Genomic DNA, 19892 nt, shown 5'->3' with positions numbered 1-19892 from the left:
TGCGTCAGCAACGGATTCAGGGCACGGAAAGCGCATCAAGGTCCTCGTGCCGATGCGTTGGGGCGACATGGACGCTTACGGGCACATCAACAACGTTCAGATCGTCCGCATGTTGGAGGAGGCCCGTATCGCGGCCTTCGGTCCGCCGCGCGGCGCAGGTTTGCCCGGTGCCGAGCCGCCTGTCTCCATTTTCAACGATGTTGAAGATGGAGTCATGACCCTTGTGGTGGAGCACAAGGTCCGGTACGTCCGGACCTTGGAATACCGGAACGTTCCGGCAGTTGTTGAGATCTGGGTGGGTGCCGTAAAGGGTGCCAGCTTTGACCTCCACTACGTCATCAAGGATCCCGTGACCGGCGAGGACTGCGTCAAAGCCAGCACGCATCTTGCTTTTGTGGATGAGTCCACCGGCCGGGTCCGCAGGCTTACTCCGGAGCAAAAGCAGCAGCTGGAACCCTACCGGGCCTAAGCGAAGCATTACAGCAGCGCCCTGTGCATCCCGGTGACCGTAGAGTTTCCCCATGAAACTCGAGATCGTCGCTGTCGGTGCCCAGGGTGCTGCCGTTGCCGCTGAAGAAGGCGCGGACCGGATTGAACTCTGCAGCGCCCTGGAGCTTGGGGGACTGACCCCGAGCCAAGGCCTTATGGACGCCGCACAGGAAGCTGCCAGCGGAAGGCTGGAGATCCACCCGCTCATCCGTAGCCGGCCTGGAGATTTCCTGTACTCCCGCGCGGATTTGGACACTATGGACCGCGAGATCCGGTTCCTGCTCACCCAAGGAGCACACGGAGTGGTGATCGGTGTCCTGACCGCCGCCGGCGAAATCGACGTCCAGGCCACACGAAAGCTCGCCGATGCAGCCCTTGAGACCAACCCTGCCGCCCAACTGACATTCCACCGTGCCATCGACCAGACACCAGAGCCCGCAGCCGCCGTCGAGCAGCTCGTGGAACTCGGATTCACGCGGGTGCTCAGCTCCGGGGGTACCGCCACCGTGGGTGCGGGGATCGCGACGCTCGAGCGCATGGTCCAGCGGGCAGCGGGGCGGCTTGAGGTCATGGCAGGCGGCGGACTAGCCCTCGACGATATCCCCGCCCTGAGCGCGGCAGGCCTGAGCGCGGTCCACTTGTCGGCCAAGATCACAGTTTCCACCTGGAAGAACCAAGCCAGTTCCCTCGATTCGCCGGGGCATTCAGACCCGACGGCGTACATGATCACCGACCGCGATTTGGTGAGGGCCGCACGCGCCGCAGCGGGGTGACATCCCCACTGACTGACAGTTAATGCCGTTTTGGGCGCTGATAACGACATTAAGTGCGAGGTACTTGGGTGGTTCCCTTTACACCGCGTCGACTTCGGTCAAAGATGGATGAAATATTGCGATTGAAAAAGCCATTCAGGAGTCACAAAGATGCAAAACCTGAGCTTCTCCACCTTCACCCTGAACATGGCGGCGTTGGGCCCCACCAGCCCGTTGCCGGTGGTCACGGCAGAGCTGGACCAGCCGTACAGGATCGGCGACGGGGTCCCAGAGGAATTGCAGGCCGCAGCCCGCTACGGCCAAGTGCCGAACATGTTCCCGTACCTGATGCAGGACGGCTACTCGCGCGAGCGGACCGCCCACGAGGTGCCCGCCGTCGTGTTTGAGAACAGCAAGCTACGGGCTGTTGTCCTCCCCACCTTGGGCGGCAGGCTCTGGGAGCTCTTCGACAAGGCCTCGGGAAAGCAGCTACTGCACACTCATGGGACCTTGCAGTTTGCCAACATCGCGCTGCGCAAGGCGTGGTTCGCGGGCGGTCTCGAATGGAACATCGGTACCCGCGGGCATTCACCCACCACCTGCGATCCTTTGCACACGGCCATCGTCAAAACGCCTGAGGGCCACGACGTGCTGCGGATGTGGGAGTTCGAACGCCTCCGCGAAGTGGTTTTCCAGGTGGACATGTGGCTTCCGGAGGACTCGGACGTTCTGCTCACGGCGGTCCGGATCCGCAACCCCCATGACCACGACGTCCCCATGTACTGGTGGAGCAATGCGGCCGTTCCTGAGACATCGGAAACACGCGTGATTGCGCCCGCCTCCGAGGCTTTCGGCAGCGACTACACCACGGACATCGCCCGCGTCCGGCCCACGCAGCATCAGGGCATGGATGCCACCTGGCTGGTGAACAGCCCGCACGCCGCGGATTTCTTCTTCGACATCCAGCCGGGACACCGGCATTGGATCGCTGCGGTGGACCACGACGGCGACGGCCTCGCCATGCTGTCCACCAGCCTCCTGCGGGGGAAGAAGCTATTCGTCTGGGGCCAGGGCGACGGCGGGAAACGCTGGCAGGAATGGCTCAGCCCCGGGGCCGGCCCGTACGCCGAGATCCAAGCAGGATTGGCGCAAACCCAATTCGAACATCTGGCCATGCCTGCCCGGGCCGAATGGAGCTGGGTGGAGGCCTACGGCAACTCGAAACTGGATCCCGGCATCTCCCATGGCCAGGATTGGGACGAGGCCGTGGCCCATGCCAGCGCCCGGCTCGAAGACCTTGTCCCGGACGCGGCGCTGGAAGAGGCGCTTGCCGAAGCCACGCGGAACTACGCGCTGCATCCGGACCAGATGCTGGTGCGCGGCAGCGCTTGGGGTGCTTTGGAAAGTGCACGACGGCGACGCTCAGGACGCGTGTGGCTCGACGAAAGCGGTACACCCTTCGCCGATGAAGCGACCCCCGACGCCATCGAGGAAACAGGCCCTTGGCACAGCCTGCTGGAAGGCGGTAGTTTCACGGGCGCCGGGAGTTTCGTGGCCGGAGCGGATTGGGAAGAACTCCTGGCAAAGGATGGGGGAGCGGAAGCACAGTTCCACCTGGCCACGATGAAGCACGCCGGCCAGGACCTCGCCGGCGCGATCGCCGGATACGGCAACGCCCTGGCAGCAAATACCCTCTCGCCCCGTTCCACGGTCCTCGCCCACAGGGGCCGGGCCCTTGCCTTGCTCGCTACCAACAATGTTGAGGAAGGCTTGGCCGAACTTGCCACGGCAAACCGACTCGAGCCCTCCAATGTCCCACTGCTCAGCGAAGCCATGACGCTCAGCATCCGGCACGGAAACCCCGCGCAAGCACTCGCCTTGGCGGCAGAGTCACCCGCCGGAATGTCCGACGTCGGACGCGTCCGTTTCCTGACGGCACTCGCCCTTGCGGGCGTCGGCAGGGGCGAGGAAACAGCAGCAATGCTGCGCGACGGCGTCGAGATACCGGACATCCGCGAAGGAGAAGACGGGATCGCCGAGCTGTGGCAGGAAGTGTGCCCTGGGGAGCCTGTGCCTGCCAGCTATCGCTTCGGAATGCACTGATTCGCGGAGCAAATCGGAGCGGGACGGATGCGGCAGAAGGCAAGAGGCGGGACGCATGTGGCAGAACACATGAGGTGGGGCGCATGAGGCGGAGACGCCGACTTTCCTGATGCCGTCACCCTGCCAAACCATGTAAGTTGGCAGGGTGACTCCCTCCACCAAAACACCACTGACCCGTGCCCCCGGTATCTCCAAGGAGATCGAAGATGCCGCGTGGTTCGTGCTGGGTCCGGGGCTGCAAGGCAAGGCTTCGGCGCTCGACTCCAGCACCCGCACCTGGACCGTGGACGCCGCCGCAGAGCTCCTGGAGCGGTTGGAACGCGGCGTCGGAGACTCCAAAGCGCCCATGATGACCAACCTGCGCCAAAACCTGGAAGGAGCCTCCCGCGAGGCCAAGTTGCTCGCCGTCGAACTCCTCTTCCTGCAGTCCCTGCCGCTGGCGCACGAGGTCAAATCGCTGAAGGTGAAGCGCGCCCGCGTTGCCGAGGCCGCGTCCTGGCTTGATCCCGGGCTCGAGCTGCCCAAGGAGCTGTACCAGGACATGACCGATCACGGCGTCATCCGTGACCGGACCGCAGAGTTCAACTGGACCATCTGGGACCACCTCACTTGGCTGTGCCGTTTCGTGGCGCACGTGGACGGACAGTCCAACGCGAGCATCACCAAAGCCCTCAAGGACCCGCTGAAATTCCACGAACTCGCTGCCGCAACGCCCGAGGACCAGGCAGCCATCCGGCGCAGCATCGAATACTTGGCATGGCCCAGCTACTTCGAGCCTGTGGTGGCTGACGTGGAGCGGCGCGAAATCCGGGACGCTTTCGCTTCGCTCGTGGGCGGCGCCCACGGAGAAACCGAAAACGACATCACCGCGGACGTCCACCGGATCCGGCTGCACCTGGACGAACAGGCCGGCCAGCGGATCGATTGGTACGATCGGCAGCTCGTCAGCCAGTGGCGCAAAGTGGGAGATCCCGGCCGCCGTGCCTGGCTGCTGCGCACGCACCAAGACGCCGCCGAGCTCCTCGCCGCCTGGCAGGACGAAGAAAAGGCAACCCTCGACGTCGAGCACCTCCGCGAACTCACCCCCGGCGTCACAGCCGGCGTGGTCCAGCACGCCGTGGACGAGGACTACAAACACCTCGGCTACGTTGAGCGGGAAGACACCAAGACCGCTGTCTTCGCGTTCCTGACTGTGATGAAGCCAGGCGACCTCGCACTGTTCCAGAGCTCCGGAGCCGTCAGGATCGGCGTGGTCCTGGGCGAACCGGAACACAACGGAGACAACCGTCGGCTCCGCCGCAAGGTGCGCTGGTTCGACGAGACCCACCCCATCGCGGAAGCTCCACGGCACGTCCAACGCCAGCTCTCCACCCCGGGGATCGTCGTGGACGTCACCAAGGTCATCCAGTCGCTGCAGTCGCTCCTGCCCGCTGAAGCCGAATCCGACGGTGAGGAGGCCGCCGCCCCGGACACCGTCGTCGTGCCCGTGATTGAAGGGTTCCGCCCCCTCACGGAAGAGTTCGCTGCGTCGTTGCACATGGAGCTCGAGCCGCTCACGGAGATCGCCGAGCTTTTGGAAGAGAACCGCCAACTGGTGCTCTACGGCCCTCCGGGAACCGGCAAGACCTACCTCGCCAAGCACTTGGCGGCCGAACTCGCGGGGGACAGCACCGATGAGCGCGTCAAGCTGGTGCAGTTCCACCCGTCCTACGCGTACGAGGACTTCTTCGAGGGCTTCCGGCCGGACAAGACCGACGACGGCCAGGTTTCGTTCAAGCTCGTGGCCGGGCCGCTGCGGCGTCTCGCGGAAGAAGCCGCGAAGCCTGGGAACTCCAACAAGCCGTACTTCCTCATCATCGACGAAATGAACCGGGCAAACCTGGCCAAGGTGTTCGGTGAGCTGTACTTCCTGCTGGAATACCGGGACGACCGCATCTATCTCCAGTACAGCCCCAACGAGCCGTTCAGCCTGCCGGACAACCTCTACATCATCGGCACCATGAACACGGCGGACCGCTCCATCGCCATGATGGACGCCGCCATCCGCCGCCGTTTCGCGTTCGTTGAATTGCACCCGAAGGTGGAACCGATCCGCGGCTCACTGAGGCGGTTCCTCTCTGCCCGCGGCCTGGACACCCTCAACGCGGACCTGCTTGATGCTTTGAACGACTCCATTGACGACTGGGACCGGGACCTGATGATCGGCCCGTCCTACTTCATGAAGAACGCGGCCCAGAACCCGGCCGGGCTGCGGCGGATCTGGAAGTACGAGCTCATGCCGCTGTTGGAGGAGCACTACCACGGTCAGCTGAATCGGGCCCAGCTGGAGGAGCGCTTCGGCCTGGACCAGTTGTTGGGTCGACTTGCGGCCCGCTAAGGCATCTCCACCCCGGCCGGTCCGGGCACCGGGTATCGCACGGCCTGCCGCGCGCGCTTCCACGAAGGTCCCGTCTGTCCGGCACATCGTCATGGACGAGCTCTCCGGCGGCATGGTGGACAAGCTTGATCCGGACATCGCCGCCCTCCTCAACTCCAGCGGGCTCGCGAAGGCCTCGCCCATGGGGATGGGCCTCTACCGGATCGAGCCCGTGGGCAAGGTCGGTTCCGTGCGCACCCCGACCGTCCAGTTCGAGGTACGGCCCAAAGACCGCTTGGGCTTGAGCCGGCTGCTGTTCCTGCTCAGCTACGCCGGGGATCAAGGTTTCCGCGAGGACTCCGTGGCCGCCGTCGAGCACAAGGACCTGTGGAGCGCTCTTGCGGAATCCCTAGCCCAGTTGGCCGAGCGGGCCCTCAGCCGCGGTCCGCTGCAGGGGTACCTGACCGTAGATGAGTCCCTCCGGACGGTCAAGGGCCGCATCCGGATCTCGGACCAGATCTCCCGCCGCCCAGGGATGCTGGTTCCGCTGGAAGTCTCCTACGACGAATTCACCGAGGACATTGCCGAAAACCGTATTCTGCGCGCCGCGCTTGAGCGGATGGGCAAGGTACCCGGCGTGCGGCAGAACGTCCTCAGCCGCTTGCGGCAGCTCAAGGGAAAGCTCGACGCCGTCACCCGGCTGCAGTCCGGAGCACCCCTCCCGAGGTGGCAAGCCAACCGGATGAATCTCCGCTACCACCCCGTGCTCCGTTTGGCCGAGCTCATCCTGCGCAATGCGTCTGCGGAAGCGGGCGAGGGAAAACAGCAGACCGCCTCGTTCGTGGTGGACATGTCCCGCGTGTTTGAGGAATTCGTGGGCGTGGCACTGCGCCAGGCCATGCGCGCACATCCGGGCGAAATGCGGCTTCAATACGGGGCCACCCTCAACGAGGCCGTGCGGGACTCGGATCGGCTCACAGTGCGCCCTGACGCCGTGCATTTCCTGGGTGGCAGGCCCGTGGTGGCGTACGGCACCAAATACAAGGCCGCCACGGACTCCGGGGCATCGCTCAACGCGGACCACTACCAAATGCTGGCCTACTGCACTGCCCTGCAGGTTCCCACGGCGTGGCTGGTCTACGCGGGCAAGGGCGAGATGAAACTGCGGAGGATCCTCAACACGGACATCGAGATTGTCGAGTATCCGCTTGACTTGTCGCGGTCGCCGGCGGAGATCCTTGCCGCCGTCGCCGACCTCGCCGAACAGTCGTGGGGAGAAGTGGTCCGGCAGGCGCGTCTATGAGGCGGCGGGGACCTGTTCCGTCCGGGCGGCAGTCGGTCTAGCCTGAGAGAGCAGTCATTTGCAGACGGAGGCATCATGCGCGGCAAGAAGAAGAAATCCTGGAAAGAAATGACTCCCGGGCAACGCGCTGGCGTGGCCTTGGTGGGTGCGGGGCAATTGGCGCTGCTGGTGGCGGCACAACGCAGCATCTCCAAGACCCCCAAAGCCCAACTCCGGGGAAACAAAGCATTGTGGAGGGCAGCGTGTTTCATCAACTTCTTTGGGCCGCTGAGCTACTTCCTGTTCGGCCGCCGTCGAGGAACTGCGTGAGCTGATCCTCCAAAGCCGAACGGTCCCGCAGTTCGCATTCCCACACGGTGAGAACCTCCCAACCCGAGGCTCTAAGCAGTTCCCGCTGTGCGGCGTCGCGCTCCCGGGTGCGGTTTCGTTTGGCTTCCCAGAAGTCTGCGTTGGCAGTTGGCGCATGCCGGCCCGCATTGCAATCGTGGAAGTGCCAGAAGCATCCGTTGACGAAGATCACCTTGTGCCTGCCTGCAAAGACGAGATCCGGACTGCCCGGCAGCTTCCCGCCCGCGGTTCGCCCGTGAAGCCGGTACCGGTACCCCTTGGCGTGCAGGAGTTGGCGGACCAGGAGCTCGGGCTTGGTGTTCTTGCCCCGGATCTTGGACATGTTCATGCTGCGTTGCTCAGGCGTCAGCAGGTCACGGCTCTCGCCCATATCCTCAGTCTACGCACGGCCTCCCCAGCGACCCTCGCTCACTTATATGGGTTTTTCTTGCGACGCTCACTCACTTATATGGCCAAATTCCCGAACCGTCGCTCACATGATGTGAGTGACGGTCGGTAGGAATTGCCGCAGATGTGAGTGAGGGTTGGTGGAAATTGCCGCAGATGTGAGTGACGGTCGGTAGGAATTGCCGCAGATGTGAGTGAGGGTTGGGGACCGTCAGAACTTGACGCTGACTGTCCGCGGCGCCTGGAAGGACAACAGGCGGAGCCATTCGGGTTCCGGGTCTGCCACGCGAACGCCTTGTAGCGCTGCCGCGGTTTCCTGCACGACGACGGCGGCCTCCAGTTCCGCGAGTTTCGCACCAAGGCAGCGGTGGATCCCCGAGCCGAAGGCCAGCCCGTAGGCCGTTGGACCGAGCCCGTGGGCCTTCGAAGCCTGGCCTGGCGACTGGTGGTTCCCCGTGAGTTCCAGCAGGATTTCGGCACCGGCGGGGATGCGTTCGCCGTCGAGCACGGTGTCCCGGGCGGCAACCCGGCGCCAGGTGGGGACTGAAGACTCGGTCGCGAGGACGTGACGGATGAGGTCGCGCGCCGTGGAGCCGGAGGCGGCGTCATCCCAAGCAAAGCCGGCGGACCCCTCGGCAAGCCGGAACAATGCCGTGCTGATGAGCTGGGTGGTGGTTTCCTGTCCCGCGATCAGCAGGAAGTAGCCGAGGGAACAGATTTCGGGAGTGCTGAGGCCGTGTTCTGCCAATGACTTGAAGAGGTTACGTCCCGGAGACCCGACGGCCTCAAGGACGAGCTCCCGCAGCCAGCCATAGAACGCCGCCGCACTCCCGGCCAGCTCCAATTGCCGCTCCTCGTCCGGCCAGCCCCAGAAAAGCTCCAGGGAATCCAGGCTCCACGCTTTCAACTCCGGAAGATCGCGTACAGGGAGCCCAAGAAGCTCCAGCATCACGATTGCCGGCGGGTACGCAGCCACGGCCTGCACCAGATCTACCCGCCCATCAGCCCCCAGCAATCCAACCGCCGTTGCAGCGGCATCCCGTGCGATCTCGCGAATCCGCGGCTCCACAGCGCCCACAGTCGCCGGGGTGAAGAATCCAGCCACCACCTTGCGGATGCCTGCGTGGGAGTCGGTATCGTTGCTGGCCAGCACCGGCGGCAAAGCGAAGCGGGCACGCTGAAGCACACGGAGGGACTGCCCTGACAAAGGCGTCACAGCAATCAGGGCATTCGCCGGGCTGAAGTCGTCCGGCCGGTGCATGACTTCCCGCACCACGGACGGCTCGCGCAGGACCAGATACGGGCATGTCTGTGTGCTGGCAGAAGCCGCGCTCATGACCAGGCTCCGCTCAACCAATGCGTGCTCGCTTCCCGGAAAGTCACCGGCGGAAGGTCTGCCGCACGCTCGGGCAACACCCCGATAAGCGGCCGCAACGCGCCGAGGGTTGTCCGGTTGCCGTGTTCCAGGACGCCCGGCTCATCCGGCCACGTTCCCAGGACCACTCCATGGATGGCCAATTCCCTGCGGTCCAGCGCCTCGAGAGTCAGTGCTGTGTGGTTCAAGGTTCCCAACGCTGGACGCGCAACCACCACAAAAGTCGCGTCCCGTCCAAGGTGCCCGCCCAGATCCGCCAGCGTGCCGCCGTCGGCGTCTAGCTCGACAAGGAGACCGCCCGAACCCTCCACCAGGACATGGTCATGGGTGCTGGCGAGTTCGCGGACACGGGCGGCATGCTCCGCGAGCGGCGGCAGCTTGACCCCGTCCAGCGCGGCAGCGGGCACCGGGGCGAGGGGTTCTTGAAGCAGGACGCCGGCCTCGGCAGTGAGCGGTCCGGCCAGCCGAATGATTTCCGTGCAGTCGGAGTCGCCGGCTGCAGCGCCGCTCTGGCAGGGCTTGTACACGGCCACCGAGCGGCCCTCAGCTTGTAGCGCAGCTGCGAGTGCCGCCGTCGTGATCGTCTTGCCGACGCCGGTGTCCGTTCCCGTGACGAGCACTATGTGGGGTAGATTCACTGTGTTTCCTCCAGGATGCGGCGCAACGTTGCGCACGCGTAGTCGATGTCGTGGGGCGTCAGGGTGGCGCGGGCTGTCAGCCTGAGGCGTGACACGCCGTCCGGGACAGATGGCGGGCGGAAGCAGCCGACGCGGACACCCGCCCGGTGTGCCGCCTGGCTTGCCGCAAGCGCGGCAGTGGCAGAAGGCACCGGGATGGATCGCACGGGACCAGCTGACTCGCCAACGGGTTCGGCGGCGCCGCCGCCCAGCGCCGACGTCAGACCGGCTGTAAGGCTGGCAGCGTTCCGATGGACAGCCGCCGCACGCCAGGGTTCCGTGCGGATGATCCCGACGGCGGCCAGCGCGGCCGCGGCCGACGACGGCGCGAGGCCGGTGTCGAAAATGAAGCTGCGGGCCCTGTTGACGAGGTGTTCGCGGAGCAGGGCACTGCCAAGCACGGCACCCCCTTGGCTGCCGAGCGACTTGGAAAGCGTTGCCGTCAATACAACGTTGGGATGGCCTGAGAGATCCGTTCCAGCCACAGAACCGAACCCCTGGAACGCTCCGTGGCCAGCAACGCCGAGGCTGTGGGCCTCGTCCACCAGGAGCATCGCGTCGTGATCTTCAGCCAAGGCCAGCAGCCGGGGGAGCGGGGCGGCATCGCCGAAGACGCTGTAGATGGACTCGACGGCGATCAGGGCCCTCGGTTCCGTGCGCTTACGCAGGAGGTGCTCGGTTGCAGCGAGATCGTTGTGGGGGACCGTTTCCACCCTCGAACGGCTCAGCCGGAAACCGTCAATCAGCGAGGCATGGCAATGTTCGTCGGCCACGATGAGTGTTCCAGGTCCGCCGAGTGCCGTAGTGACGCCCAGATTGGCCAAATATCCGGAAGAGAAGACCAACGCAGCTTCCATGCCAGTGAGGTTCGCGAGCTCGGCCTCGAGTTCCAAGTGCAACTCGGTGGTGCCCGCAACCAGGCGCGAGGACGTGGCGCCCGTTCCCCAGCGGCCAATCGCCTCCCGGGCAGCCTCGGCCAACCTGGGGTCCATAGCGAGGCCAAGATAGTCGTTACTCGCCAGGTCCACCGAGGTGTCTGCTTCGCTGCGCGTCACGGGAGTCCGGACGAGGCCCCGGCGCTCGCGGACTGCAGCCTGCTGTTCCAACCATGCGGTCATGGACTTGCTCATGGGCCGTGCACCTCGGCCACGGCCGCCACCATGCCGTGCGCCATCCGACGGACCTCGTCCGCCGTGCTGATGTAGGGCGGCATCGCGTAGACGAGATTCCGGAAGGGCCGCACCCACACGCCGTGCCCGACGGCGGCCCTCGTCACGGCGGCGACGTCCACTTCCGTGTTCAACTCGATGACGCCCACCGCGCCGATGGTGCGGACCTCTTTGACGGCGTCGAGCCCCTTAGCGGCTTCGAGGCCGGCGGCCAGGCCCGTGCCGATCCGCGACACGTCGCCGCGCCAGGCGCGGCCGTCGAGAATTCCCAAGCTCGCATTGGCCACGGCACAGGCTAGCGGATTGCCCATGAACGTGGGCCCGTGCAGCAAAGCACCTGCACCGCCAGTCGAAACGCGAGCCGCTACTTCGCCGGTGCACAGTGTCGCCGCAAGGGTGAGGTAACCGCCGGTGAGGGCCTTCCCGACGCACATGATGTCCGGAACGACGTCCGCATGCTCCGCGGCGAACAGCTCGCCCGTGCGGCCGAAACCTGTGGCGATCTCGTCCAGGATCAGGAGGATCCCGTGCCGATCGGCGATCTCGCGGAGGATGCGCAGGCACTCGGCGGCGTAGATGAACATGCCGCCAGCGCCTTGAAGCACGGGCTCCACGATGATCGCGGCCAGCTCATTGGTGTTCTCCGCGGCAAGGCCTTCGACCTGCGCCCGCCACTCCGCGATCTCCTCCGGCGGCGCGCCGGCGGCAGGTGGCCTCGCGGCGAATACGTTGGCGGCGAGTAGTCCGGGGAAAGCCGAATGCATGCCGTCCACGGGGTCGCACACTCCCATCGCGGCGAAGGTATCTCCGTGGTAGCCGCCGCGGATGCTCAGGAAGCGTTGCCGCTTGGGGAACCCCGAGGCGGTCTGGAACTGCGCCGCCAACTTGAGCGCCACCTCCACGGACACCGATCCAGAATCTGCCAGGAAGACCCGCGCCAGCCGTGGACGATCCGCGGCGGAAGGAGCCATCGCCACAAGTCGTTCAGCCAGTTCGACGGCGGGCTCGTGGGTAAGGCCTCCGAACATCACATGGCTGAACTTGCCCAATTGGCGTTTCGCCGCGGCATCCAGGAGGGGGTTGCGGTACCCGTGGATGACGGACCACCACGAGGACATGGCGTCGAGCACCTCATGCCCGCGGCCGCTTTCGTCGCGGAGCCGCAGCGCAACGCCGTCGGCGTCGTCGACTTCCCACAAGGGCAGCGTCCCCGACGCCGGAGCGTACGGGTGCCAGAGACTTGCCCGATCCCGCTGGATGACGTCTCGCTGGATGACGCTCATGACGTCAGCCGTCCGTGTCGCGAGCATTCAGCGGCCCAGCCGAGCGGCGTGACCTGGACCTTCATGCGGCGCCGGCACGTGGCGCAATAGCGAGGAGGTTCCATCGCGAGGCGCTGCTGGCAGCTTTGGTGAGCGTCCGACGTCGGGCGCTCGCTTTCCGTTACTGTGTCGCCTTGCGCGGCGGGCCGGCCTTGCCCGGCGGGCTCGCCGCAGAGACCGCAGTAGCTGACTGTGTCGGTGGCTGTGTTTGTGGCGGTATCTGTGCCCGTGGCGCTGGCGTTCACAGCGACTTCTGGAGTTCCTTGATGGGCATGTTCAGCTCCACGAGGAGGTTGAGGTCCGCGTCGGCTGGACGGCCGAGCGTGGTGAGGTAGTTGCCGACGATCACGGCGTTGATGCCGCCCATAAGGCCTTCGCGGGTGCCCAGATCGCCCAAGGTCAGTTCCCGCCCGCCGGCGTAGCGGAGGACTGTCTGTGGCATGGCGAGGCGGAACGCCGCGATCGCGCGGAGGGCGTCCTTGCCGTCCATGATTCCTTGGTTTTCGAGCGGCGTTCCGGGGCGCGGATTGAGGAAGTTGAGGGGGACTTCGTGGGGTTCGAGGGCCGCGAGCTGGCTGGCAAGCTCGGCCCGCTGGGCGGTGGTTTCGCCCATGCCGATCAAGGCGCCGCAGCAGAGTTCCATGCCGGCGGCTTTGACCATGTTGCAGGTTTCGAGGCGCTCCTCATAGCTGTGCGTGGTGACGACCTTGGGGAAGTAGCTGCGCGCGGTTTCGAGGTTGTGGTTGTAGCGGTGGACGCCCCATTCGGCGAGCTGGTCCACTTGGCGCTGGGTGAGCATGCCCAGCGAACAGGCGATATTGATGTCCACTTCTTGTTTGATGCGGTCGATCGCGAACTTGATCTGGTTCATGAGCTTGATGTCGGGGCCCCGCACGGCCGCGACGATGCAGAACTCCGTGGCCCCGGTGGCCGCGGTTTCCTTGGCGGCTTTCACGAGCTCTGGGATGTCGAGCCAGACGCCGCGGACCGGGCTGTCAAACAGGCCCGATTGGCTGCAGAAATGGCAGTCCTCAGGGCATCCTCCGGTCTTGATGGAGATGATTCCCTCCACTTCGACGTCCTCGCCGCAGTGCTCCAGGCGGACTTCATGGGCGAGTTGCAGGGCCTCCGGGATCGCTTCGTCAGGGAGCTCCAAGATCTCAAGCAACTGGGATTCGTTGAGTCCCTCGCCTTTCGTAAGGACTTGTTCCCGGGCTGTTTCCAGAATCGGATATGTGGACGTACGCCTTGGGTTTGGCTGGGTGGTCATGGTGCTCCTCGGCCGCTACTTGCAGGGAATGGTGCGTTCCCTCCTGACGGTAGTGGGGCCGTGGGATCGCGATTTTGTTTGACATCCACAAACGTGGGGCCGCAATCTTGGCGGCCGACTCGCTGGATAAGTTACGGCGTGGAAACACCGTGGTGACTCCGTGGTTTCATCCAGTCGATAGCGTCAAGGCCATGTTCAGAGGGGAAACATGTCCAGACGAAGAAAGTTGCGGGGATGACTGACGATTCGACCACAACGCAAGTGCTTGAACCCCCGACGGCGGGCCGCACGCCAGAGGGGGTCGCCGTCGTCGAATCTTCCGTAGCTCTAGGAATTGTGGTGGCGGCAGTGGTTATTTTCGTCACCGGCATGCTTCATGCGGTCAACCCGGTCGGCTTTATCTCAATGCTCGTATCGGCCGTTGTTTCGATTGCCGTGTTCTTTGGTGCTTTCGGTTCGGCTGTTCGGCCCTACTCGCCGATCTTCGCCGTCGGACTGGCCCTTGTGTTGCCGCCCGCGCTGGCTCTCCTGACTCGCGGGAAGGACTACTTGCGGCGTTCCGACGACGGTATCGAACTGCCCATGTTCGACGCCGACGGCAACCCGAGCGACGCCAAGTTGCTGTGCCACGTGACGGACCTTGAGTTCGAGCGACCGGACATGGTCCGTTCCGCCCAGGACGGGCCCGACGGCGAGCCGCAGTTCATCTCTTCGCTCGCCTTGTCGACGGATAACTCGGGGGAGTTGGTGCTTCCGGCGCAGAAGTAGGCGCCAGGGTAAAAGGCCCCATGGGCCTCGACGACGGATGGGCGGCCTGGCCGCGGTCCCGTCGTCGAGGCCTTTGGTTTGTCTGCGGGAGACCGGGCAAGTCGAGCCCGGGCCTGTGGATAACTTTTCAGTCAAGGATGGCAATTGGGTTACCCTTTTGTGAAACGTTCAGTCTTGAAAACTATCTGGGGGATAGCAACCCATGACTCCACGCAGGTCCGATTTCATCCGCGCCCGGCTCTTCGTAGTAGCCACCATTGCAACATTGCTGACGCTGACAGCCTGCGGGAACGGCGGCCAGTCGCAGCCCGAGCAATCTGCGTCGCCTGCTGCTTCTGCCAGTGCAACAGCTACACCAACTCCCACCCCGACTGCTGCCTACAAGCCGGCTGATGCCAAAGGGAAGGCGGAGAACGTGCCCATCCCGGTGCTGCCGGAGGCCGCGAAGGCGAATAGCAAGGAAGGCGTGGAGGCGTTCGCGAGGTACTGGTATGACCTGCTCAATTACGGTTTTGAGACGGGCCAATTGGGACCCGTCAGAGAAGTCACAGCCCCTAACTGCGCGATGTGTAGCAAGGTCTTTCCTGGGATCGAGAAATGGAGCTCCAACGGTCGATGGATTGTCGGAAGCAAAATCCAGGTTCAGGCTGTCACGTCGAAGTTCGTGGCTACGGTCAGCGGGGAGTACCAGGTAGCTGTACAGTCCCAACAATCAGCTGGAACCTTGCATAACGCCGATGGGAGCGTCGGGCAGAATGTTGCGGTCTCCGGCGTTCTCGGTGATCTGGTCATCGCCAAATACGTCGATGGCAAATGGTTCGCTTCAAACGTTGACCGCTTGGGTAGCTAGTGGCTGGGTGGGTCCGAATTGCAACCCGGAGTCTGGTTAGTCTGTGCCTTGTTGCGATAGGTCTGTTCGTTGCCTCGCCTTCAAGTGCTGAACAGGGCGATTCAGATATTTCGTGGAGTCAAAGCGGCATTGGTGTTTGGAGATATGACTCCGGCAGCGGGGCGTGGGTGGACTTGCCAGCGGCTGGAGCCGAGGATCCTAAGCAGTACAAATTCGAGCTGCTATGCCTCGACAGCGGTCAGAACAATTTTGACAAAGCGTGTCTCGCGGCGGCATTGGAATGCAAGGACGGAGAGAACGGGCGGCCGGTCCGCTGGTTCGAATCACTCAAGGCCTTCGATCCACCGGTATGGACCGCTATGCGGCCGGACCGCTGCATGTATTCGGAAAAGCCGACTGATGTCCTGGAGAAAATCGCCGCCCAGATCCAGTCGAACTTCGAGCAACTTCCAATCTCTCCTGCTACATCAGGTATTCAGCCATTTCCACACACGCTAAAAGGGGCTGAAACCAACTTCTACGCTGAGGCTTCGGAGCAGACGTTTACTGTCGACATGCTTGGGCAGAAAGTGGTGATTAGGGCCGAGCCGGTCGAATACCAGTGGGCCTATGGCGACGGCGTGAAGTTCGGTCCCGGGCCAACTATGGGCGGGCCACTTCCGGAGGAAAGATGGGGCGAAAGGACGCGCACGAGTCATATTTACACGGGTACAGATGACTACCGCGTTGTGTTGACTACCACCTTCCGCGGCACCTACTCCGTGAACGGTGGTCCGAATCTGCCGATTCCCGGCACGGGTCAGTTTGCCTCGCCGCCCCAGACGGTAAGCGTCTGGCGGTCGATCACGCGCAACTACGCCGACAACTGCATCGTTAACCCTCAGGGCGAGGGCTGCCCGGGAGCGCCGCCCAAGTAGGTCGCCGCCGTCGAGTTGGGCGAGCATTCAACGGCGGCGTTGCAGAGATTATGAGCCGGATCATTGGCAGAGCCGGTCGAGGGTTTCCTGGGCAGCTGATTCCATCTGATTTCCAAGCAGGTCGATGCGGCGTCTTGCCCTCTCGTCTTGCGGGGGCAGCGGCGGGGTTGACATGGTCATGGTGACCTGGCTGCCACCGTCGGCACTTGTGATGGAGGTAGTGAGGTACCCGTAGACGCTCCCTAGATGGCCGTAGCGGTTGTTGCCGGAACAACCGTCACGAAACAGCCGCAGGCCCAGACCGTACCCGTATGAGGAGGGCTTCGTCTTCATTTCCGCCAGCGAGGCGGGAGAGAGAAGCTGGCCGCGGAGGAGGGCCCGGAAGAAAGTGTTCACGTCCTGCGTGGTGGAGATGACGCCGCCGGCGGGCGAACCGACAAGAAACTCTGATTGGGTGACGTCGAGCCGCTCGTTCCCGTCGATGACATAGGCGTGAAGGTTGTCCGGCGCCGAACGGTCCGGTTCGGCCAGCGAGGTGTGTTGCAGATTCAGGGGGTCGAAGATGTCTCGTTTGAGGACTTCCACGACGGGTCTTCCGCGCAGTTTCTCGATCAGCTGGCCCAGGGCCATGTAGTTGGAACTCGAGTAGGAATACGTGCCCACTCTCCGGAGTTCCCAAGGGAGGGTCGCGGCGAGTTCCAGCGCTTGTTGCATGCTGAGCCGGGTGTTCACAACCTGCTTTGTCGGTCCGTTGGCGTATTCGGAGTCTCCGAAATCTGGCATCCCGGAGGTGTGGCTCAGTAGCTGGCGCACGGTGATCGGCCCGGGCGGATGCAGGGTGGATTGGAAGCTCTCGAGGACACCATTTACGGGGTCGTCGAGCCCGATCAATCCCTCGTCGACTAGTTTCAAGACCGAAACAGCAACCATCGATTTGGTGATACTTCCAACGGATACGCGGTCCTGAGGCAGTGCGGGCGCCCTGGTGTCCAGGTTTCGCACGCCGTAAGCCTTGGACCATTCCCCGCCGGGCCATCTCACCTGCACCACAAAGGAAGTCGCTCCGCCATCCATGAACTGCTGAGCAGCGCGTTCCAATGAATCCGTCGGCGCCTGTGCCGTGGCGGTGGATGCCCCCGGTCCGGGCGTGGGCTGTGTACAACCGCCCAGAGCCACAACAAGGGCCACAGCGAATGCGGCCCCAAGTAGGCAACGACCACCCCGCCACCTATCTGCCGACCCACGCATGCCACCGTTCTACGCTCAATCGTCTCCGACGGGTATACCCGCAGCCGTTTAGCCGATCGAACGACCCCTGACTACCGCTTGTGGAGCCGCCGCGCGTCTGGGCGTGACTCAGTTGCGTGTTCCGAATACGGGCTCCAGGCACCGCCGCCGCCATGTGATCCCCGCCTCAATAGGAATAGTTGCAGGCGCGTGGCAGTTGCCGCCAGCGGACCTGTTCCCGTTTGAAAGGCACTGCTCATGTTGTTTTCCCCGTTGACTCTAGGCGAGCTTGAACTTCCCAACCGCTTGGTCATGGCGCCGCTGACCCGCCTCCGTTCGGGCCCTGAAGGCGTTCCTGGTCCGTTGGTCGCGGAACACTACGGGCAGCGTGCTTCCCTCGGGCTGATTGTCAGCGAGGGCACCTACCCCACGCCGGCAGGACAGTCCTACCCGGGGCAGCCCGGGCTCGTGACGGAGGAGCAGATCACCGGCTGGAAGAAGGTGACCGACGCTGTCCACGCCGAGGGCGGCCGGATCTTCGCCCAGGTCATGCACGGTGGACGCGTTTCCCACCCGGACATTACCGGCGGTCACGAGATCGTGGCACCCAGTGCCGTAGCCATCGGCGGCGAAGTCCGTACCCCGAACGGCAAAAAGCCTTACCCGGTGCCGCGCGAACTGAGCACAGATGAACTTCCCGCAACGATCCAGGAAATCGTCACGGCATCCCGGAACGCCATCGAGGCAGGATTCGACGGCGTTGAACTGCACTCTGCCAATGGATACCTACTCCACGAGTTCCTTGCCCCCAACACCAATGTTCGCACCGATAGCTACGGTGGTTCCCCGGAAAACCGCGCCCGGTTCGTGATCGAGACGGTCAACGCCGTGGTTGAAGCCTTAGGCGCCAACCGGGTAGGCATCCGGATCTCCCCGGAGCACTCGGTCCAAGGGATCGCCGAGACCGACCCCGCCGATGTCCGCGCAACGTACGAGGTTTTGGTGGACACCATCGCCTCGCTCAACCTGGCCTACCTCAGCATCCTCCACCATGATCCCAAGGGCGGGCTTGTCCAAGACCTGCGCGAGCGCTTCAAGGGCACGTTCCTGGTGAACACCGGCTTCGGTGAAGTAACCACGCGGGATGAAGCTTTGGCACTCGTGGCAGATGGTCACGCCGACGCCGTGGTGGTTGGCCGCCCGGCCATCGCCAACCCGGACCTGGCGCGCCGGTGGCGTGAGAGCCTCCCGCTCAACGAGCCGGACCCCTCAACGTTCTACGGTGAAGGCGCCAAGGGCTACACCGACTACCCGTTCTACGCCAACTAGAACGCCAGAAACTACGACGGCGGCACCTGCGAAGGTGCCGCCGTCGCGGTTTAACGCCCTTCGAGGCCATGGTTCGGCCGGATTTCCGGGCCGCGGCGATGGATTCTGCTGGATCACTCAAGGTAGCAGGTATCTGAGCCCCCGGAATTACGCGGAATCCACCCGGAAACTACATCGAGCATGAGAGGTGATCCAGCAGAATGTGACGCTCCCAGTGCGTGCGAGGCCTCCGAGCCGGCGTAAAGTCTCCCAAAGGCCGCTGCGGAAGGCCCATTCCTATAGGATTTGTCTATGAAACTTGCTTCCTCACGGGATCGCGCCCCGGGCCGACCCGTCAGCCGCCAGGTTCTCGCCGACCACGTCTACGAGGAGCTCCTTGCTTGGCTTATGGACGGCCGGCTTGAACCGGGCGCCGCGGTCAGCATTGACGGGACAGCACGGGAACTCGACGTTTCGCCCACTCCCGTGCGCGAGGCGTTAGCGAGGCTTGAACACACTGGCATGGTCCGCCGGGTGGCTTTGAAGGGCTACCGGGTGGCCCCGGTTTTCACGCGCGAAGACTTCGCCGAACTCATGGAGGCGCGGCTGGCGATTGAGCCGGTCAACGCACGATTGGCGTGCGGCCGGATTACCCCGGACGGTCTGGAGGACCTGCGCGGGGCCGTGAAGGATCTGGAGACGGCTCCTCGAGGGCCATCGTTCGCGGAGTTCCGGGACTATCTCGAGGCCGATGAGCGTTTCCACAAGCTGATCGCAGAGCAGTCCGGCAATCAGTTCATGCTTTCGGCTTACAACGCTCTGGGTGGACAGGTCCAGCGGTTCCGGCTGTTCGGGGGAGTGGGCATCACTGACGCAGAGCAGGCCATCGCTGAGCACCAGGCCGTGTTCGAGGCGATGGCCAGCGGGGATCCGGAGCAAGCCGCGGCTGCCATGGCGGACCACGTGCACAAGGTCCGCGCTCGGGCTATCGCCGACGCACCGGCTGACTGAGCCGGCATCGCAACAGCGCATGCTAGACAGCGCGCGCCCGCCGGCGATCCAAGACGCAGCCTCGACACCATCAGAACCGCAAAGCCCGCCCATCGGCGGGCTTTTTGCGTGCTCCCTGCAGTCCATGCCCGGTGACCCACTTCACAAACATATGTAAGACATATAGGATCTTTGATGACACGGGGCGATCGGGGCCGGTCAACAGAGACTGCAAACAAATTTGTTGACAATTTTGTGCAGATAGTAAATCCTATAGGAAA

The 19892-nt window shown here is 63.9% G+C and carries 18 protein-coding genes and 1 pseudogene; 11 read left to right on the top strand and 8 right to left on the bottom strand.

Translation table 11 applies throughout. The annotated features are described in order from the left end of the window. Positions 1-52 precede the first annotated feature (52 nt). The 6 genes from AC3ANQ_RS17740 (at position 53) to AC3ANQ_RS17715 (ending at position 7312) form a co-directional block, all read left to right on the top strand. On the top strand, positions 53-469 hold the full coding sequence (locus AC3ANQ_RS17740) for an acyl-CoA thioesterase (RefSeq protein WP_488305364.1): 417 nt from the start codon (positions 53-55) through the stop codon (positions 467-469). A gap of 52 nt (positions 470-521) precedes the next feature. Beyond that, entirely contained in the window at positions 522-1262 is a 741-nt protein-coding gene (locus tag AC3ANQ_RS17735) for a copper homeostasis protein CutC (RefSeq protein WP_488302249.1), read from the top strand. A 150-nt stretch (positions 1263-1412) separates the two neighbouring features. Next, positions 1413-3344, top strand: coding sequence for a DUF5107 domain-containing protein (locus AC3ANQ_RS17730; protein ID WP_488302248.1), 1932 nt, complete (start codon positions 1413-1415; stop codon positions 3342-3344). A gap of 145 nt (positions 3345-3489) precedes the next feature. Then, positions 3490-5721 carry an McrB family protein gene (locus AC3ANQ_RS17725; protein ID WP_488302247.1) on the top strand — a complete coding sequence of 744 codons (2232 nt, stop codon included), beginning with the start codon at positions 3490-3492 and terminating at the stop codon, positions 5719-5721. Between the two features lie 91 nt (positions 5722-5812). Beyond that, entirely contained in the window at positions 5813-7003 is a 1191-nt protein-coding gene (locus AC3ANQ_RS17720; RefSeq protein WP_488302246.1) for a 5-methylcytosine restriction system specificity protein McrC, read from the top strand. A 75-nt stretch (positions 7004-7078) separates the two neighbouring features. Further along, complete coding sequence (locus AC3ANQ_RS17715; RefSeq protein ID WP_488302245.1) at positions 7079-7312, top strand: PLD nuclease N-terminal domain-containing protein; 234 nt, start codon at positions 7079-7081, stop codon at positions 7310-7312. On the opposite strand, the gene AC3ANQ_RS17710 is transcribed toward AC3ANQ_RS17715, so the two are convergent. From AC3ANQ_RS17710 to bioB, 7 genes are all read right to left on the bottom strand, one after another. Further along, the gene (locus AC3ANQ_RS17710) at positions 7254-7721 is read right to left on the bottom strand and encodes a very short patch repair endonuclease (RefSeq protein WP_488302244.1); all 468 of its coding nucleotides are present in this window, start codon (positions 7719-7721) and stop codon (positions 7254-7256) included. The two genes, AC3ANQ_RS17715 and AC3ANQ_RS17710, sit on opposite strands and share 59 nt — an antisense overlap. Positions 7722-7949: 228 nt before the next feature. Continuing rightward, on the bottom strand, positions 7950-9074 hold the full coding sequence (locus tag AC3ANQ_RS17705; protein ID WP_488302243.1) for a cytochrome P450: 1125 nt from the start codon (positions 9072-9074) through the stop codon (positions 7950-7952). Beyond that, positions 9071-9751, bottom strand: coding sequence for a dethiobiotin synthase (gene bioD, locus AC3ANQ_RS17700; protein ID WP_488302242.1), 681 nt, complete (start codon positions 9749-9751; stop codon positions 9071-9073). Before bioD ends, AC3ANQ_RS17705 begins: the two co-directional genes overlap by 4 nt. After that, a complete protein-coding gene (locus tag AC3ANQ_RS17695; RefSeq protein WP_488305363.1) occupies positions 9748-10908 on the bottom strand; it encodes an 8-amino-7-oxononanoate synthase in 1161 nt (386 codons plus the stop codon). The genes bioD and AC3ANQ_RS17695 overlap by 4 nt, the downstream gene beginning before the upstream one ends. An 8-nt stretch (positions 10909-10916) precedes the next feature. After that, positions 10917-12242, bottom strand: a complete 1326-nt coding sequence (locus AC3ANQ_RS17690) for an adenosylmethionine--8-amino-7-oxononanoate transaminase (RefSeq protein WP_488302241.1) — start codon at positions 12240-12242, stop codon at positions 10917-10919. Next, the gene (gene bsaP, locus AC3ANQ_RS17685) at positions 12239-12346 is read right to left on the bottom strand and encodes a biotin synthase auxiliary protein BsaP (protein ID WP_488305362.1); all 108 of its coding nucleotides are present in this window, start codon (positions 12344-12346) and stop codon (positions 12239-12241) included. Before bsaP ends, AC3ANQ_RS17690 begins: the two co-directional genes overlap by 4 nt. A 176-nt stretch (positions 12347-12522) precedes the next feature. Next, positions 12523-13551, bottom strand: a complete 1029-nt coding sequence (gene bioB, locus AC3ANQ_RS17680; protein WP_488302240.1) for a biotin synthase BioB — start codon at positions 13549-13551, stop codon at positions 12523-12525. A 357-nt stretch (positions 13552-13908) separates the two neighbouring features. Between bioB and AC3ANQ_RS17675 the strand changes: the two are divergent. The 3 genes and pseudogenes from AC3ANQ_RS17675 to AC3ANQ_RS17665 form a co-directional block, all read left to right on the top strand. After that, a pseudogene (locus AC3ANQ_RS17675) lies at positions 13909-14319 on the top strand (hypothetical protein); the annotation flags it as partial. Positions 14320-14521: 202 nt separating this feature from the next. Then, entirely contained in the window at positions 14522-15169 is a 648-nt protein-coding gene (locus AC3ANQ_RS17670; RefSeq protein WP_488302239.1) for a DUF6318 family protein, read from the top strand. Positions 15170-15336: 167 nt separating this feature from the next. Beyond that, entirely contained in the window at positions 15337-16086 is a 750-nt protein-coding gene (locus tag AC3ANQ_RS17665) for a hypothetical protein (protein WP_488302238.1), read from the top strand. Between the two features lie 60 nt (positions 16087-16146). Here the strand turns inward: AC3ANQ_RS17665 and AC3ANQ_RS17660 are convergent, their stop codons facing one another. Then, positions 16147-17184 carry a serine hydrolase domain-containing protein gene (locus tag AC3ANQ_RS17660; protein ID WP_488302237.1) on the bottom strand — a complete coding sequence of 346 codons (1038 nt, stop codon included), beginning with the start codon at positions 17182-17184 and terminating at the stop codon, positions 16147-16149. Between the two features lie 387 nt (positions 17185-17571). On the opposite strand from AC3ANQ_RS17660, the gene AC3ANQ_RS17655 reads away from it, so the two are divergent. Both AC3ANQ_RS17655 and AC3ANQ_RS17650 read left to right on the top strand, forming a co-directional pair. Continuing rightward, a complete protein-coding gene (locus AC3ANQ_RS17655; protein ID WP_488302236.1) occupies positions 17572-18642 on the top strand; it encodes an alkene reductase in 1071 nt (356 codons plus the stop codon). Positions 18643-18933: 291 nt separating this feature from the next. Further along, on the top strand, positions 18934-19632 hold the full coding sequence (locus tag AC3ANQ_RS17650) for a GntR family transcriptional regulator (RefSeq protein ID WP_488302235.1): 699 nt from the start codon (positions 18934-18936) through the stop codon (positions 19630-19632). Positions 19633-19892 lie beyond the last annotated feature (260 nt).

It is taken from the genome of Arthrobacter sp. DMZ02-1R, from assembly GCF_057747935.1.
The sequence above is the reverse complement of the archived record's forward strand: the minus strand, read 5'-3'. Positions and strand labels throughout refer to the sequence as shown.